Source organism: Streptomyces sp. NPDC023157 (genome assembly GCF_055560575.1).
In genome coordinates, this window is sequence record NZ_JBVHIL010000001.1 from 22,802 (window position 1) to 38,819 (window position 16,018).

Annotated in this window: 15 protein-coding genes; 7 read left to right on the plus strand and 8 right to left on the minus strand. The window is 71.8% G+C overall.

The features are described 5' to 3' along the window. Nucleotides 1–105 precede the first annotated feature (105 nt). The 3 genes from ACZ3ZE_RS00135 to tyrS are packed head-to-tail and all read left to right on the plus strand — an operon-like array spanning nucleotide 106 to nucleotide 4,348. Entirely contained in the window at nucleotides 106–1,638 is a 1,533-nt protein-coding gene (locus ACZ3ZE_RS00135) for a TldD/PmbA family protein (RefSeq protein ID WP_442304304.1), read from the plus strand. Continuing rightward, nucleotides 1,635–3,023: a metallopeptidase TldD-related protein gene (locus ACZ3ZE_RS00140; protein WP_467256859.1), complete on the plus strand. Its 1,389-nt coding sequence runs from the start codon at nucleotides 1,635–1,637 to the stop codon at nucleotides 3,021–3,023. The genes ACZ3ZE_RS00135 and ACZ3ZE_RS00140 overlap by 4 nt, the downstream gene beginning before the upstream one ends. Before the next feature lie 59 nt (nucleotides 3,024–3,082). Then, nucleotides 3,083–4,348, plus strand: a complete 1,266-nt coding sequence (tyrS, locus tag ACZ3ZE_RS00145) for a tyrosine--tRNA ligase (protein ID WP_467256861.1) — start codon at nucleotides 3,083–3,085, stop codon at nucleotides 4,346–4,348. A gap of 103 nt (nucleotides 4,349–4,451) precedes the next feature. On the opposite strand, the gene ACZ3ZE_RS00150 is transcribed toward tyrS, so the two are convergent. After that, nucleotides 4,452–4,727 (minus strand): GlsB/YeaQ/YmgE family stress response membrane protein, encoded by a 276-nt coding sequence (locus ACZ3ZE_RS00150; protein WP_361179688.1) that lies wholly within the window; start codon nucleotides 4,725–4,727, stop codon nucleotides 4,452–4,454. A gap of 170 nt (nucleotides 4,728–4,897) precedes the next feature. On the opposite strand from ACZ3ZE_RS00150, the gene ACZ3ZE_RS00155 reads away from it, so the two are divergent. Continuing rightward, entirely contained in the window at nucleotides 4,898–5,233 is a 336-nt protein-coding gene (locus ACZ3ZE_RS00155; RefSeq protein ID WP_361179685.1) for a DUF3099 domain-containing protein, read from the plus strand. 175 nt (nucleotides 5,234–5,408) lie between these two features. Beyond that, a complete protein-coding gene (locus tag ACZ3ZE_RS00160; RefSeq protein WP_361179683.1) occupies nucleotides 5,409–5,636 on the plus strand; it encodes a hypothetical protein in 228 nt (75 codons plus the stop codon). Here the strand turns inward: ACZ3ZE_RS00160 and moaA are convergent. From moaA to ACZ3ZE_RS00175, 3 genes are all read right to left on the minus strand, one after another. Continuing rightward, nucleotides 5,619–6,608 carry a GTP 3',8-cyclase MoaA gene (gene moaA / locus ACZ3ZE_RS00165; RefSeq protein WP_361179681.1) on the minus strand — a complete coding sequence of 330 codons (990 nt, stop codon included), beginning with the start codon at nucleotides 6,606–6,608 and terminating at the stop codon, nucleotides 5,619–5,621. The two genes, ACZ3ZE_RS00160 and moaA, sit on opposite strands and share 18 nt — an antisense overlap. A gap of 162 nt (nucleotides 6,609–6,770) precedes the next feature. Continuing rightward, on the minus strand, nucleotides 6,771–8,408 hold the full coding sequence (locus ACZ3ZE_RS00170; RefSeq protein WP_361179679.1) for a solute symporter family protein: 1,638 nt from the start codon (nucleotides 8,406–8,408) through the stop codon (nucleotides 6,771–6,773). After that, entirely contained in the window at nucleotides 8,405–8,776 is a 372-nt protein-coding gene (locus ACZ3ZE_RS00175) for a DUF485 domain-containing protein (protein ID WP_361179677.1), read from the minus strand. The genes ACZ3ZE_RS00170 and ACZ3ZE_RS00175 overlap by 4 nt, the downstream gene beginning before the upstream one ends. Nucleotides 8,777–9,048: 272 nt before the next feature. On the opposite strand from ACZ3ZE_RS00175, the gene ACZ3ZE_RS00180 reads away from it, so the two are divergent. Further along, the gene (locus tag ACZ3ZE_RS00180) at nucleotides 9,049–10,584 is read left to right on the plus strand and encodes a S8 family peptidase (protein WP_361179675.1); all 1,536 of its coding nucleotides are present in this window, start codon (nucleotides 9,049–9,051) and stop codon (nucleotides 10,582–10,584) included. A gap of 141 nt (nucleotides 10,585–10,725) precedes the next feature. Next, the gene (locus ACZ3ZE_RS00185) at nucleotides 10,726–12,060 is read left to right on the plus strand and encodes a CoA transferase (RefSeq protein WP_361179673.1); all 1,335 of its coding nucleotides are present in this window, start codon (nucleotides 10,726–10,728) and stop codon (nucleotides 12,058–12,060) included. Nucleotides 12,061–12,099: 39 nt separating this feature from the next. Here the strand turns inward: ACZ3ZE_RS00185 and ACZ3ZE_RS00190 are convergent, their stop codons facing one another. The 4 genes from ACZ3ZE_RS00190 to ACZ3ZE_RS00205 all read right to left on the minus strand — a co-directional run bounded on the left by ACZ3ZE_RS00190 (nucleotide 12,100) and on the right by ACZ3ZE_RS00205 (nucleotide 16,012). Beyond that, nucleotides 12,100–13,143, minus strand: a complete 1,044-nt coding sequence (locus ACZ3ZE_RS00190; RefSeq protein ID WP_467256863.1) for a zinc-dependent alcohol dehydrogenase family protein — start codon at nucleotides 13,141–13,143, stop codon at nucleotides 12,100–12,102. Between the two features lie 21 nt (nucleotides 13,144–13,164). After that, nucleotides 13,165–13,857 carry a lysoplasmalogenase gene (locus tag ACZ3ZE_RS00195; protein ID WP_361179668.1) on the minus strand — a complete coding sequence of 231 codons (693 nt, stop codon included), beginning with the start codon at nucleotides 13,855–13,857 and terminating at the stop codon, nucleotides 13,165–13,167. Nucleotides 13,858–14,038: 181 nt separating this feature from the next. Further along, nucleotides 14,039–14,752 (minus strand): VIT1/CCC1 transporter family protein, encoded by a 714-nt coding sequence (locus ACZ3ZE_RS00200; protein WP_467256865.1) that lies wholly within the window; start codon nucleotides 14,750–14,752, stop codon nucleotides 14,039–14,041. Between the two features lie 24 nt (nucleotides 14,753–14,776). Continuing rightward, the gene (locus tag ACZ3ZE_RS00205) at nucleotides 14,777–16,012 is read right to left on the minus strand and encodes an amidohydrolase family protein (protein WP_363292805.1); all 1,236 of its coding nucleotides are present in this window, start codon (nucleotides 16,010–16,012) and stop codon (nucleotides 14,777–14,779) included. Nucleotides 16,013–16,018 lie beyond the last annotated feature (6 nt).

Here is a 16,018-nt window from a genome sequence, read left to right on the forward strand (position 1 = left end):
TGGCGTACGGATGTCACTGTCGGATCCCTACAGAATGGTCTGGGCATCACGGCGTAAAGCGCGACATGATCAGGGACGACCGGTCTCACACGACAGGAGACAGCTGTGCCATCTGGCCCCCATTCCCTCGACGAAGCCTTCAGGGCGCTCCCGCTGCGGGCGCTCGCCGACGCGGCGCTCGCCCGCGCGCGGGCGCTCGGCGCCGACCACGCCGATTTCCGCCTGGAGCGGGTGCGCAGCGCCTCGTGGCGGCTGCGGGACGCGAAGCCGTCCGGCTCCTCGGACACCACCGACCTCGGCTACGCGGTGCGGGTGGTGCACGGCGGGGCCTGGGGCTTCGCCTCCGGTGTCGACCTCACCATGGACGCGGCCGCGAAGGTCGCCTCGCAGGCGGTCGCCATGGCCAAGCTGTCGGCGAAGGTGATCGCGGCCGCCGGGTCGACCGAGCGCGTGGAGCTGGCCGACGAGCCGGTGCACTCCGAGAAGGTGTGGGTCTCCTCGTACGAGATCGACCCCTTCAGCGTCTCCGCCGAGGAGAAGAGCGGGCTGCTCGCCGACTGGAGCGCGCGGCTGCTGCGCGCCGACGGCGTGGCGCACGTGGACGCCTCGCTGCTCACGGTGCACGAGAACAAGTTCTACGCGGACACCGCGGGCACCGTCACCACCCAGCAGCGCGTCCGGCTGCACCCGCAGCTCACCGCGGTCGCCGTCGACGAGACCACCGGCGAGTTCGACTCGATGCGGACCGTCGCGCCGCCGGTCGGGCGGGGCTGGGAGTACCTGACGGGCACCGGCTGGGACTGGGACAAGGAGCTCGACGAGATCCCGGGGCTGCTCGCCGAGAAGATGCGGGCGCCGAGCGTCGAGGCCGGCCGCTACGACCTGGTCGTCGACCCGTCGAACCTGTGGCTCACCATCCACGAGTCCATCGGCCACGCCACCGAGCTGGACCGCGCCCTCGGCTACGAGGCGGCGTACGCGGGCACCTCCTTCGCCACCTTCGACCAGCTGGGCAAGCTGGCCTACGGCTCCTCCGTCATGAACGTGACCGGCGACCGCACCGCCGAGCACGGGCTCGCCACCATCGGCTACGACGACGAGGGCGTCCAGGCCCAGTCCTGGGACCTGGTGAAGGACGGCACGCTCGTCGGCTACCAGCTGGACCGGCGGATCGCGAAGCTGACCGGCCTCGGGCGCTCCAACGGCTGCGCCTTCGCCGACTCCCCCGGCCATGTGCCGGTGCAGCGGATGGCCAACGTGTCGCTCCAGCCGGACCCGGGCGGGCTGTCCACGGAGGACCTGATCGGCGGCGTGGAGCGGGGCATCTACGTGGTCGGCGACCGGTCCTGGTCGATCGACATGCAGCGCTACAACTTCCAGTTCACCGGCCAGCGCTTCTTCCGCATCGAGAACGGGCGGCTCGCCGGGCAGCTGCGGGACGTCGCGTACCAGGCGACGACCACCGACTTCTGGGGCTCCATGGAGCAGGTCGGCGGCCCGCAGACGTATGTGCTCGGCGGCGCGTTCAACTGCGGCAAGGCCCAGCCGGGCCAGGTCGCCGCCGTGTCCCACGGCTGCCCGTCCGCCCTCTTCCGGGGTGTGAACATCCTCAACACCACGCAGGAGGCCGGTCGATGAGCCGCGTCAGCAAGCCGTACGAGATCGTCGAGAAGGCCCTGGAGCTGTCCCGCGCGGACGGCTGCGTCGTCATCGCCGACGAGGAGTCCTCGGCCAACCTGCGCTGGGCCGGGAACTCGCTCACCACCAACGGCGTGACCCGGGGCCGCACCCTCACCGTGATCGCCACCGTGGACGGCGCCCAGGGCACCGCCTCCGGTGTCGTCTCGCGCTCGGCCGTGACCGCGGCCGACCTGGAGCCGCTGGTCCGCGAGGCGGAGGCGGCCGCGCGGGCCGCCGGGCCCGCCGAGGACGCGCAGCCGCTGGTGACGGGCGTGCCCTCCTCGCCCGACTTCACGGACGCGCCGGCGGAGACCACCTCCGCGGTCTTCGACGCCTTCGCGCCGGCGCTCGGCGAGGCCTTCGCGCGGGCCCGGGCCGGCGGCCGGGAACTGTACGGATTCGCCAACCACGAGTTCACCTCCAGCTACCTCGGCACGTCCACCGGGCTCCGGCTCCGGCACGACCAGCCGAAGGGCACCCTGGAGCTCAACGCCAAGTCGCCGGACCGCTCGCGCTCCGCGTGGGCGGGGCGCTCGACGCGCGACTTCAAGGACGTCGACCCGGCCGCGATGGACGCCGAGCTCGCCGTGCGGCTCGGCTGGGCCGAGCGCCGGATCGAGCTGCCCGCCGGGCGGTACGAGACGCTGCTGCCGCCGACCGCCGTGGCCGACCTGCTGATCTACCAGCTGTGGTCGTCGACGGCCCGGGACGCGGTGGAGGGCCGGACGGTCTTCTCCAAGCCCGGCGGCGGCACCCGCCTCGGTGAGACCCTCTCGCCGCTGCCGCTGACCCTGCGCAGCGACCCGAACGAGCCGGGCCTGGAGTCCGCGCCGTTCGTGATCGCCCACTCCTCCGGCGACGACTCGTCCGTGTTCGACAACGGCCTGCCGATCGCCCCGGTGGACTGGGTACGGGACGGGAAGCTGGCCCATCTGATCACCACCCGGCACACCGCGGGCCTTACTCACTTGCCCGTGGCGCCGGGAGCCGGGAACCTGATCCTGGACGGCGGCGAGCGCTCCCTGGACGAGATGGTCGCGGGCACCGAGCGGGGCCTGCTGCTGACCTGCCTCTGGTACATCCGCGAGGTCGATCCGGCGACGCTGCTGCTCACCGGCCTGACCCGGGACGGCGTCTACCTCGTCGAGAACGGCGAGGTGGTCGGCGAGGTGAACAACTTCCGGTTCAACGAGTCGCCGGTGGACCTGCTGTCGCGGGCCACCGAGGCGGGCCGGACGGAGAAGACGCTGCCGCGCGAGTGGAGCGACTGGTTCACCCGGGCCGCGATGCCCGCCCTGCGGGTGCCGGACTTCAACATGAGCTCGGTCAGCAAGGGCGTCTGACCCGCCTAGACTGGCCGGGAACAGCTTTTCCCATTCACTACGCCGAGGAGACGGACGACGTGACGGACATCGTCGACGAGCTGAAGTGGCGTGGGCTCTTCGCCCAGTCCACCGACGAAGAGGCCCTGCGCAAGGCCCTCGCGGACGGTCCCGTCACGTTCTATTGCGGTTTCGACCCGACCGCGGCCAGTCTCCACGTCGGCCACCTGGTCCAGGTGCTCACCGTCCGCCGGCTCCAGCAGGCCGGACACCGGCCGCTGGCGCTGGTCGGCGGGGCCACCGGCCAGATCGGTGACCCGCGGCCGACCGCCGAGCGCACCCTGAACGACCCCGAGACGGTCGCGAACTGGGTGAACCGGCTGCGCTCGCAGATCGAGCCGTTCCTCTCCTTCGAGGGCGAGAACGCCGCGGTCATGGTGAACAACCTGGACTGGACCGCCGGCCTGTCGGCGATCGAGTTCCTGCGGGACATCGGCAAGCACTTCCGGGTCAACAAGATGCTGACCAAGGACTCCGTCGCCCGCCGCCTGGAGTCCGAACAGGGCATCAGCTACACGGAGTTCAGCTACCAGCTCCTCCAGGGCATGGACTTCCTGGAGCTGTACCGGCGGTACGGCTGCACGCTCCAGCAGGGCGGCTCCGACCAGTGGGGCAACCTGGTGGCCGGGCTCGACCTGATCCACCGGCTGGAGCCGGGGGCCCAGGTCCACGCGCTGGCGACCCCGCTGATGGTCAAGGCCGACGGCACCAAGTTCGGCAAGACCGAGAGCGGCGCCGTCTGGCTGGACCCGGAGATGACCACCCCGTACGCGTTCTACCAGTTCTGGCTGAACGTGGACGACCGTGACATCTCCACGTACCTGCGGATCCTGTCCTTCAAGTCCCGCGAGGAGCTGGAGGAGCTGGAGAAGCTGACGGCGGAGCGGCCGCAGGCCCGTACCGCCCAGCGGGCGCTCGCCGAGGAGCTCACCACCCTCGTGCACGGCGCCGACCAGTGCCAGGCCGTCATCGACGCCTCCAAGGCGCTGTTCGGCCAGGGCGAGCTGTCCGAGCTGGACGGTCCGACCCTCGCGGCGGCCCTCTCCGAGCTGCCGCACGCGCGGGTCACGGAGCTCGGCCTGGTGGTGGACCTGTTCACCGAGGTCGGCCTCGCGCCGAGCAAGTCGGGCGCCCGCCGCACGGTGAAGGAGGGCGGCGCCTACGTGAACAACGTGAAGGTGACCGCCGAGGACGCCGAGGTGTCGGCGGACGAGCTGCTGCACGGGCGCTGGCTGGTGCTGCGCCGGGGCAAGAAGAACCTGGCGTCGATCGAGTTCGTCGGCTAGTCCGAGGCCGTGATCATGACGGAGGCCCGGTACGCGCGCCAAGCGCGTACCGGGCCTCCGTCGCGATCGGGCGCCCGTCGGTCCGGCGCCGTCGATCAGATGCTCAGGCCCGCTGTCTGTTGCCCCGCATCGTCACCCACAGCATGTCCCCCACGCCCACCACGGCGACGGCGCCGATGAGCTGGAGCAGATGACGGGTCCAGTCGATGCCCTTGGTGTCGTTGACCCCGATCCAGGTCGCGACCGCGTTGCCGAGCACGCTTCCGACAATGCCGAACACGGTCGTCAGCCACAGCGGGATCTGCTGCTTGCCCGGGAGGATCGCCTTCGCGATCAGACCCAGGACGAAGCCCACAATGATCGCCCACAACCAACCCATCGTCGCCTCCTCGTGCGCATGTGTGCCCAGTCTCGGGCCGTGGGCCATACGGCGCATGTCGGACGGCTCCATCCGTGCCCCGGTCTCCTCCGCCGGGGAGGACCGGCGTACCGTGGAAGCAGGTACGGACCCGGGGAGAGTCCGGCACGGCTGCTGGGTGGTGGAATGTGATGCGGAAGCATGGCGGTACCGAGGTCTTCCGGATCACCGGCGCCCGGCAGGGCCTCGCCGAGGACGTCCGCGGGCGGCAGCGGCGGTACGTCATCTCGATGTCGATCCGCACGCTCTCCGTGATCGCCGCCGCCTCGCTGTGGAACGTGGAGCGGTACGTGGCCATCGTGGCGCTCGTGATCGGGGCCCTGCTCCCCTATGTCGCCGTGGTGATCGCCAACGCCGGACGCGAGTCCGCGCCGGGCCTTCCCTCCACCTTCATCCCCCATCCGGTACGGCCCGAGCTGGAAGCCGATGCGGAACGCCGGGACGACGGAAACGATCACGCAGCGTGAGCGTGAAGCTCAAGAAATGCTCAGATCAATCATGAAGTTCCTGTGCACCGCACCCCATGGGCCGTGACATACTGCCTACGCGCTCCGCATCCCCCGTCGGAGCGACGGACCGATGCCGGGCAGCTCCCCCCGTGGCTGCTCGGCATCGCCCTTGCTGGACAATGACTCTGTGATCATGGGTCCAGTGAGCGAAGAGAAGCCGATCTGTTCCGCCAAGGGCTGCCGGGCCGATGCCGTCTGGGTGCTCGCCTGGAACAACCCCAAGCTGCACACGCCGGAGCGGCGCAAGACCTGGCTCGCGTGCGAGGAGCACCGCGAGCACCTCTCCCAGTTCCTGGGCGTACGGGGTTTCCTGAAGGACGTCGTCCCCTTCGACGAGTGGGACTCAGCCGCCGATCGCTGACATCGGACGGTCCGGCTGGAGGAAGCCGGGGTCGTCCAGGCCCGAGCCGGCCTTCTTGCCCCACATCGCCTTCCGCCAGATCTCGGCGACGACCTCGTCCGGCGCGTCCGAGCGGAGCGTGGCCCGCAGGTCGGTCTCCTCGGTGGCGAACAGGCAGGTCCGCACCTGGCCGTCGGCGGTGAGCCGGGTGCGGTCGCAGGCCCGGCAGAACGGGCGGGTGACCGAGGCGATGACGCCGACCGTGTGCGGGCCGCCGTCGACGGTCCAGCGCTCGGCGGGCGCCGAGCCGCGCTCGCCCTCGCCCTCGGCGGTCAGCTCGAAGCGGGTGCGCAGCGACTCCAGGATGTCCCCGGCGGTGATCATGCCGTCGCGCTTCCAGCCGTGCTGGGCGTCGAGGGGCATCTGCTCGATGAAGCGGAGCTCGTACCCCTCGGCGATCGCCCAGGCGAGCAGGTCGGGGGCCTCGTCGGCGTTGAGCCCGGGCATCAGGACGGCGTTGACCTTGACCGGGGTGAGTCCGGCGTCGCGGGCGGCGGCCATGCCGTCGAGGACGTCGTGGTGCCGGTCACGGCGGGTGAGGGTCTTGAAGACCTCGGGGCGCAGGGTGTCGAGCGAGACGTTGACCCGGTCGAGGCCGGCCGCCTTGAGGGCGGCGGCGGTGCGCTTGAGGCCGATGCCGTTGGTGGTGAGCGACATCCGGGGGCGGGGCTCCAGGGCGGCGCAGCGCTCGACGATGCCGACGAGGCCGGGGCGGAGCAGCGGCTCGCCGCCGGTGAAGCGGACCTCGGTGACGCCCAGGTCGGTGACGGCGATCCGGATCAGCCGGACGATCTCGTCGTCGGTGAGCAGATCGGGCTTGGCCAGCCACTGCAGGCCCTCTTCCGGCATGCAGTAGGTGCACCGCAGGTTGCACCGGTCGGTCAGGGAGACGCGCAGATCGGTGGCGACTCGCCCGTAGGTGTCGATGAGCACTGGGCCCCCCTCCCCTTCTTCCGCCGGATGTTCCGGTCTCTCTCGTTCGAGCCTACGTGACGGGTATGACACCGGGCACGGCCCGATTGTCACGAGGACCGGACCGGCCGCGTCGTAGAACTCTACGACGCGGCCGGTGGGCGACTGCGGACCGTGTGCGGATCAGTGCGCTCCGACGCCGGTGAGGGACTTGACCTCCAGCTCCGCGTACTTGCCCTTGTCCGGCTCCTCCTTGGAGAGGATCGAGCCGAGCCAGCCGAGCAGGAAGCCGAGCGGGATGGAGACGAGGCCGGGGTTCTCCAGCGGGAACCAGTAGAAGTCCACGGTCTTGAACATCGAGGTGGGCTTGCCGGAGACGACCGGTGAGAACAGCACCAGGACGACCGCGGAGATCAGTCCGCCGTAGATCGACCAGAGCGCTCCGGTGGTGGTGAAGCGCTTCCAGAAGAGGCTGTAGAGGAGCGTCGGCAGGTTGGCGGAGGCGGCGACGGCGAACGCGAGGGCGACCAGGCCGGCGACGTTGAGGTCGCGGGCGAGGGCGCCGAGGGCGATCGAGACGATGCCGATGAGGACGGTGGCCCAGCGGGCGGCCCGTACCTCCTCCTTCTCGGTGGCCTGGCCGCGGCGGATGACGTTGGCGTAGATGTCGTGCGCGAACGACGAGGACGAGGCGAGGGTCAGGCCGGCGACGACGGCGAGGATGGTCGCGAAGGCGACGGCCGAGATGACGGCGAGCAGCAGCGCGCCGCCCGTCGACCCGGCGCCGCCGCCGATCTCCAGGGCGGCGAGCGGGGCCGCGGTGTTGCCGGCCTTGTTGGAGGCGATGATGTCGCTGTTCTTGAGCAGGGCGGCGGCGCCGAAGCCGAGCACGATCGTCATCAGGTAGAAGGCGCCGATGATGCCGATGGCCCAGTTGACGGACTTACGGGCGGCCTTGGCGGTGGGCACCGTGTAGAAGCGGATGAGGATGTGCGGCAGGCCGGCCGTGCCGAGGACGAGCGCGATGCCGAGGGAGAGGAAGTCCAGCTTCGAGGTGCCGGTGGCGCCGTACTTGAGGCCGGGCTTGAGGAAGGCCTCGCCCTTGCCGCTGTTGGTGGCGGCGGCGCCGAGCAGCTCGGAGACGTTGAAGTGGAACTTCAGCAGGATGAGGAAGGTGATCAGGAGCGTGCCCGCGATGAGCAGCACGGCCTTGACCATCTGCACCCAGGTGGTGCCCTTCATGCCGCCGATGGTCACGTACACGATCATCAGGATGCCGACGAGGGCGACGATCGCGACCTTGCCGCCGTCGCTGGTGATGCCGAGCAGCAGCGAGACGAGGACGCCGGCGCCGGCCATCTGCGCGAGCAGGTAGAAGATCGAGACGACGATGGTGGAGGTGCCCGCCGCGGTACGGACGGGGCGCTGGCGCATCCGGTAGGCGAGGACGTCGCCCATGGTGAAGCGGCCGGAGTTACGCAGCGGTTCGGCGACCAGGAGCAGGGCGACCAGCCAGGCGACGAGGAAGCCGATCGAGTAGAGGAAGCCGTCGTAGCCGAAGAGGGCGATGGCGCCGGCAATGCCGAGGAAGGACGCGGCGGACATGTAGTCGCCGGAGATCGCGAGGCCGTTCTGGAAGCCGGTGAACTGGCGTCCGCCGGCGTAGAAGTCGGCGGCGCTGCGGGTCTGGCGGCCGGCCCAGACGGTGATGACGAGGGTGGCCACCACGAAGGCCGCGAAGAGGCCGATGATCAGCGGGCGGTGCTCGCTGGTGGCGTTGCCCGCGGCGAGCAGGAGGGTGGTGTCGGCGGGGGTGCTCACGCGTCGGCCTCCATGCGCGCCTTGATGGCCTCGGCCTTCGGGTCGAGGCGGTGGGCCGCGTGCCGCGAGTAGAGCCAGGCGATGAGGAAGGTGGTCGCGAACTGGCCGAGGCCGAGGACGAGGGCCACGTTGACGTTGCCGAACAGCCGGGTGCCCATGAAGTCGCCCGCGTAGTTGCAGAGCAGGACGTACAGCAGGTACCAGGTGATGAAGGCGATCGTCAGGGGGAAGGCGAACGAGCGGTAGGTGCGGCGCAGTTCGCCGAACTCCTCGCCCTCCTGGACCTCGGTGAACTGCTCCGTGGTGGGCTGGGCGGGACCGGGTTCGGTCTGCGTGCCTCTCGGTGGCGGCGGTGCTTCGGTAGCCACGGAATCTCCTCGTGACGCGGGGGCGGACGGCATGGACAAGGGGGCCTCGCTGCGGTGCGGAGCGGGGGCTTCCGGGCGGTGCCGGTTCCCCTGCTCAACGGCACGGAGGACGGAGCGAAGCGGTTCACGCGGAGGATTTCTTTTGCCCGATCTTCATGAAGTCTTCTCAACTCATTGAATCGTGGGGAAGATCGGCGATAGCTTCACTCGTCGTGCACCTGTTCGCATGCAATCGGTACGCGGACAGTTCAGACGGATGATGTGGAGAACCCATGGCTCATCTGGGATCGAGGCGCGGCCGAGTACTCGCTCTGCCGGTTGGTCTCGCGCTCACGGCCTCGCTCGGCTTCCTGCCCTCCGGCGCCGCCTCCGCCGCGGAGCTGAGTGACGTCACGGCCGCCGTGTCCACCGACGGCCCGCAGCTGTCGTACGTCGTCAACGTCGAGGGGGGCCGCTGGACGGCCGCCTCGGTGAAGAAGGCGATCGCCGCCGCCGGCGGTGAAGTGGTCGTGTCCTACGACCAGATAGGCGTCATCGTCGCCCACTCCAAGAACCCGGAGTTCGCCCAGTCGATCCGCCAGGTGCGTGGCGTGGTGTCGGCCGGCGCGACCCGTACGGCGCCGCTGAAGGCCGCCACCGACGACTCCGTCGGCGAGGGCGACCAGGCCCTCACCCCGGCCGAGGTGAAGGCCGCGACGGCCGCCGCCACGGACGAGCAGGACCCGCTGGAGCCCCTGCAGTGGGACCTGCCGGCGATCAAGGCGGACAAGGCCCACCAGAAGACGCTGGGCAGCAAGCGCGTCACGGTCGGCATCATCGACACCGGTGTGGACGACACCCACCCGGACCTGGCGCCGAACTTCGACGCCAAGGCGTCCGCCAACTGCGTGAGCGGCAAGGCCGACACGACCCCCGGCTCGTGGCGTCCCAACGCGGGCGAGTCCGACCACGGCACGCACGTCGCGGGCACGATCGGCGCCGCCAAGAACGGCATCGGCGTCACCGGCGTCGCGCCGGGCGTGAAGCTGGCCGGCATCAAGGTGTCGACGCCCGACGGCTTCTTCTACACCGAGGCCGTGGTCTGCGGCTTCGTGTGGGCGGCCGAGCACGGCATCGACGTCACGAACAACAGCTACTACACCGACCCGTGGATGTTCGCCTGCAAGAACGACGAGGACCAGAAGGCCCTCATCGAGGCGGTCACCCGTGCGACCCGCTACGCGGAGCGCAAGGGCACGGTCAACGTCGCGGCGGCCGGCAACTCGAAGTTCGACCTCGCGGCCGACTCGATCGTCGACAACAGCAGCCCGAACGACACCACCCCGGGCGACCGCGTGATCGACCCGAAGGAGTGCTTCGACTACCCGGCGCAGCTGCCGGGCGTGGTGACGGTCTCCGCGACCGGCGCCAAGGACCTGAAGGCGTCGTACTCCAACTACGGTCTCGGCGTCATCGACGTGGCGGCGCCCGGCGGCGACCGCACCGAGTACCAGACCCCGGACGCCCCGGCGGTCAACGGCCGCATCCTGTCGACCACGGTCAACGGCGGCTACAACTACAAGGCCGGCACCTCGATGGCCTCGCCGCACGTGGCGGGCGTCCTCGCGCTGCTGAAGTCGACCCACCCGCACGCCTCGCCGGCGGCCCTGAAGGCGCTGCTGTACACGCAGGCCAACGAGCACGCGTGCACCAACCCGTACGACATCGAGGGCGACGGCAAGATCGACGCGGTGTGCGAGGGCGGCAAGAACAAGAACGGCTTCTACGGCGCGGGCATCGTCGACGCGCTGGCGGCGGTCCGCAAGTAAGGACGTCCGCCTCACGTGCGTGAATACTCACGTACCTCCGTACTCACGTACGTGAGTACGCGCTCTGATCGGTGATCAGGCCCTGGTGTGGTGCGCCACACCAGGGCCTCTTCATGTGGCACCGAGTGCCATCATGCGGGCATGGACACCACGGTGCGCGGCGGTACGGAGTTGTTGTGGTCGGCCCTGGGCGGCGATCCCGCCCTGCTCGACCGGATCGTGTACGGCGGCCCCTCGGGGCTGCTGCCGGCCCGGCTGCCGGTGATGGACCTGGCGCGGGCGACCGTCGCGGTCTGCTCGCTGGCCGCCGTCGAGCACGCCGGGCTCGCGGGGCCGGCCCGGGTGGACGACGGGGCGGTGGCCACCGCGTTCGTGAGCGAGCGGCATCTGCGCGTGGACGGGCGCGCGCCGGTCAACTTCGCGCCCCTGTCCCGCTTCTGGCGCGCCGCCGACGGCTGGGTGCGCACCCACGCCAACTACCCGCACCACAAGGCCGCGCTGCTCGCCGCGCTCGGTGCCGCCGACTCCGTGGAGGCGGTCGCGGCGGCGATCGCCGGGCGGCCGGCGGTGGAGATCGAGACGCTCGTGTACGGGGCCGGGGGCCTCGCCGTCGCTTTGCGCACGCCCGAGGAGTGGGCCGCCACCGAGCAGGGCCGGGAGGTCGCGGCCCGGCCGCTGCTGACCCGGGAGCGGCTCGACGAGGCGGCGCCCCGGGCCCGTGCGGGCCGCCGGCTGCGGGTGCTCGACCTGACCCGGGTCATCGCGGGCCCGGTCGCCACCCGGACGCTCGCGCTGCTCGGCGCGGACGTGCTGCGGATCGACCCGCCGGACAACCCGGAACTGCCGGACCAGCACGCCGACACGGACTTCGGGAAGCGGACGGCCGCACTGGACCTGGACCGCCCTTCGGACCGGCGCACCTTCGACGAGCTGCTCGACGCGGCGGACGTGCTGGTCACCGGGTACCGGCCGGGCGCCCTGGACCGCTTCGGCCTCCACCGCCCCGGCCTGGTGGTGGCCCGGCTCTCCGCGTGGGGCGACTACGGGCCGTGGGCCGGGCGGCGCGGCTTCGACAGCCTGGTGCAGGCGGCGACGGGCATCGCGACCGTGGAGGGCTCGGCGGCGGAGCCGGGCGCCCTGCCGGCGCAGGCCCTGGACCACGGCACGGGCTACCTCCTCGCGGCGGCGGTGCTGCGCTCGCTGACCGAGCAGGACCGCGAGGGCGGCAGCCGCCTCGTCCGCCTGGCCCTCGCCCAGACCGGGCACTGGCTGACGGGCACCCTCCCCCTCCCCCATGGCCTTGAGGGCATGGGAGGCACCCCCGTCGAACCCGGGCGGTACGTCACGGAGACGGACGGCCCGCTGGGGCGGCTGCGGCACGCGCTGTCGCCGGTGGCGTACGAGGGCGGCCCGACGGCCTGGTCACGGCCGCCGGGTCCGCAGGGCGGGGACGAGCCCGCCTGGCTCACGGACTGAGCGCGCCGCGGGTCCCGGCCGCCCCCGACCACGGCCGGGCTACGGCTTGACGAGGACCTTGAGCGCGGTGCGCTCGTCCATGGCCCGGTAGCCGTCGGGGACGCCGTCCAGGCCGACGGTCAGGTCGAAGACCGGGGACGGGTCGATGGTGCCGTCCAGGATGTCCGGGAGCAGCTCGGGGATGTAGGCGCGGACGGGGGCGACGCCGCCGCGCAGGGCGATGTTGCGGTCGAACATGACGGACAGGTCGAGGCCGGTGCCGCTGCCGTGCGGGACGCCGACGTAGCCGATGGAGCCGCCGTCGCGGGCGATGCCGACGGCGGTGCGCATGGACTGCTCGGTGCCGACGGCCTCGATGACGGCGTGGGCGCCCTGGCCGCCGGTGAGCTCGCGGACGGCGGCCCCGGCGGCCTCGCCGCGCTCGGCGACGACGTCGGTGGCGCCGAAGGCGCGGGCGATGTCGGTACGGGCGGTGTGGCGGCCCAGCGCGATGATCCGCTCGGCGCCGAGCCGCTTGGCGGCGAGGACGCCGCACAGGCCGACGGCGCCGTCACCGACGACGGCGACGGTGGAGCCCTTGGTCACGCCCGCGCCGAGGGCGGCGTGGTGGCCGGTGCCCATGACGTCGGAGAGCGCGAGCAGGGCGGTGAGCAGGTGGTCGTCGGAGGCGGCCTCGGCGGGCAGCTTGACGAGGGTGCCGTCGGCGAAGGGGACCCGGACGGCCTCGCCCTGGCCGCCGTCGGAGCCTACGGAGCCCCAGAAGCCGCCGTTGGGGCAGGAGGTCTGGAGGCCCTCGGCGCAGTAGTCGCAGCTGCCGTCGGACCAGACGAAGGGCGCGACGACGAGGTCGCCCGTGCGGAAGCCGTGGACCCCGGCGCCGGCCTCCTCGACGATGCCGAGGAACTCGTGGCCGATGCGCTGGCCGGGCTGCCGGGCGGACTCGCCGCGGTAGGCCCACAGGTCGCTGCCGCAGATGCAGGCGCGGAGTACGCGGACGACGACGTCCGTGGCGTCCTGGATCACCGGGTCGGGCACGTCCTGCACGCGCATGTCGAAGGGGGCGTGGATGGTGGTGGCGCGCATGACGGACGTTCCTTGCTGTGCTCAGGCTTTTGTACGACGTTCACCGTACATCGCTCGCAGGGCTCCCTCGGTCAGCAGGCACTGTGCCGCGATGTAGGTCAGCATGACCCAGAAGTCGGGCGCCGGCAGCTGGGGCCAGCCGGCGACGCCGGTGGCGATGAGGCTGTCGGAGAGCAGGAAGAGCCCGCCTCCGGCCCCGGCGAGCAGGCCGAGGGAGCTGGACCGGTAGGCCGTCGCCGCGAGCAGGAGGGAGTACCCGGCGACGGGAACCCGCAGGTCGGCGGGGAGATCGGGCCACAGCGCCGCCACCGTCGCGAGCAGCGCGACACCGTACGCGACCCCCAGCGGACCGCTCGTCCGCCGCCGCCCGAAGAGCACGAGGTAGCAGACGTGCCCGACGGCGAAAGACCCCATCCCGACGAGGAACGCCCAGTCGGCTCCGGAGAGCAGGAAGAGGTCGCCGCCCCAGCCGAAGAGCAGCGCGGCGACCAGCGGCGCGGGCGCCCGCCGGGTGGCCGCGTACCCGGCGAGCAGCGGCATGAGCAGCGGCTTGGCGATCTGGTGACCGATCTCGGCCCCGGCGAGCAGGGACCCGAGGTCGGCGACGGCGGCGAGCAGGAAGGCGACGAGCAGCACGCGCCGGGCCCGGCGCGGACGGCGGACTCCCGTCGCGGCGTCCTCGTCGGGGTGCGGCACATCGAGCAGGTGGGGCATGTCGACGACGGTAGGGCCGGGGAGGGGGGACGGATAGACGTGATTACCGACAAGTATGCGAGACGGGTTGTCAGCAGGGTTTGGCCGGTTCTCACAAGGCATCACGTCTCATGAGGCACCACGGCACCGGGCGTCACATCACCGGGCATGGCGTCACCGGGCATCGCGTCACCCGCCTGCCCTACACCCCCGTCGCCCCCAGCAGCGACCCCGCCGCGTAGGTGACCGCCATCGCGAGGGCGCCGCCGCCCACGTTGCGGAGGATCGCGCGGGTGGGTGGGGCGGCGCCGAGGCGGGCGCTCCACCAGCCGGTGAGGGTGAGGGCGGCGAGGACGGAGAGGACGGTGATCCAGAGGCGGGTGGAGGCGGGGGGCAGGACGATCGCGAGGAGGGGGAGCAGGGCGCCGACCGTGAAGGCGAGGAAGCTGGCGCCGGCGGCGTGCCAGGGGTTGGTGAGGGCGTCGGGGTCGATGCCCAGTTCCACGCGGGCGTGGGCGCGCAGGGCGTCGCTGGCGGTGAGCTGTTCGGCGGCCTCGCGGGCGACGTCGGCGGAGAGGCCGCGGGCGGTGAGGAGTCCGGTGAGTTCGGCGAGTTCCGCCTCGGGCTGTTCGCGCAGTTCGCGGCGTTCCTGGGCGAGGGCGGCCCGCTCGGAGTCGCGCTGGGTGGAGACCGAGACGTACTCCCCCGCCGCCATCGACATCGAGCCGGCGAGCAGGCCGGAGAGGCCTGCCGTGAGCAGGGCGGACTGGGAGTCGGAGGCGCCGGCCACGCCGACGACGAGGCCCGCGGTGGAGACGACTCCGTCGTTGGCTCCGAGCACGGCGGCCCGGAGCCAGTTGAGACGGGAGCCGAGGCCGCCGCCGTGGGCCTCGTCGTGTGCGGGGGTTTCGGTCACGTCAGGAGCGTCGCACCCGGCGGCTCACCAGACGCGGACCGACCCGCCCAGCGCGAACGCGGGGCTGGTGGCGCCCGCCGGGACCTCCTTCAGGGGCTCGGCGATCTCCTCGACGGTCGGGCCGTGGACGGCGGCCAGGGCGTCGAGGAGGCCGAGGTCGAAGCCGTAGACCCGGGCCGCGTTGCCGCCGACCATCGCGGCGACCTCCTCCCGCGGCAGGCCGGCGTACGCGATCCGCAGCCCCTCCCGGGAGTAGGGGGTGGTGCCCTCGTCGTGCGGGTAGTCGCTGCCCCACATGATCTTGTCGAGGCCGATCCGGTCGCGCAGTGGCACCTCGTGGGGACGCATGAAGCTGGCGCCGACGAAGCAGTTGTCCCGCCAGACCGCGCTCGGGCCCTTGCCCATGGACGCCGCGAGACCCGCGCCGAACTTCGACTCGGCCGTCGAGGCCTTCGTCGACGCCGCCACCAGCCGGTCGTGGTAGTAGTCCAGCATCCGCAGCACGCCCGGGATCCAGCCCGAGCCCTGCTCCGTGAGGACCAGCTTCAGGTCCGGGTGGCGCCGGAAGGCCCCTCCGAAGATCAGGTGCCACAGCGCGCGGTGAGAGAACCAGGTCGTCTCCACCATGAACACCGCCCGCGCGGCCGGCTCGTCCCCCAGCGGCGGCGACGCGGAGCCGCCGTGGTGGTTGACGGGGACGCCCAGTTCGGCACAGACCGCCCAGATCGGGTCGTACGCCTCCGCGTACAGCTCCGGCACGGGCGAGCCGGGCGGGACGCCGGGCAGCAGGATCCCGCCGGTGAGGCCCGCCTCGTGGGTGCGGCGGATCTCCGCGACCGCCGCGTCCACGTCGTTGAGCAGGATCTGCGCCACCCCCGCGCGCCGCCCGGGAGCGTCCGCGCAGAAGTCGGCGAGCCAGCGGTTGTGCGCCTGGAGTCCGGCCCAGCGCCGCTCGTACTCGCTCCGCGTGGGCGGCTGGGCCATCAGGGAGGCCTTGGGGAAGAACGGCGGGATGGTGTTGGGGAACACGACCTCGGCGACGATCCCGTCCGCCTCCAGCTCGCGCAGCCTGCGCTGCGAGTTCCAGTTGCGGTCGGCGGTGTCGGCGAGCAGGTCCTCGTACGGGTTGACGTAGGTCGCCGCCCAGGCGTCGAAGTCCTCGTGGTGCTTCTTCTCCAGGTACGGGCGGTAGTCGAGGAGGTCTCCGCCGGCGTGGCAGTCGGCGGAGATGACCGTGTAGCGGTCGGGACCGGGGGTCACGGGGGT

Coding starts and splice junctions, on each gene's coding strand:
- ACZ3ZE_RS00140 (WP_467256859.1), top strand. CDS start 1,635: ATGAGCCGCGTCAGCAAGCCGTACGAGATCGTCGAGAAGGCCCTGGAG.
- ACZ3ZE_RS00150 (WP_361179688.1), bottom strand. CDS start 4,727: ATGGGTTGGTTGTGGGCGATCATTGTGGGCTTCGTCCTGGGTCTGATC.
- ACZ3ZE_RS00155 (WP_361179685.1), top strand. CDS start 4,898: ATGCGGAAGCATGGCGGTACCGAGGTCTTCCGGATCACCGGCGCCCGG.
- ACZ3ZE_RS00160 (WP_361179683.1), top strand. CDS start 5,409: ATGGGTCCAGTGAGCGAAGAGAAGCCGATCTGTTCCGCCAAGGGCTGC.
- ACZ3ZE_RS00180 (WP_361179675.1), top strand. CDS start 9,049: ATGGCTCATCTGGGATCGAGGCGCGGCCGAGTACTCGCTCTGCCGGTT.
- ACZ3ZE_RS00185 (WP_361179673.1), top strand. CDS start 10,726: ATGGACACCACGGTGCGCGGCGGTACGGAGTTGTTGTGGTCGGCCCTG.
- ACZ3ZE_RS00190 (WP_467256863.1), bottom strand. CDS start 13,143: ATGCGCGCCACCACCATCCACGCCCCCTTCGACATGCGCGTGCAGGAC.
- ACZ3ZE_RS00195 (WP_361179668.1), bottom strand. CDS start 13,857: ATGCCCCACCTGCTCGATGTGCCGCACCCCGACGAGGACGCCGCGACG.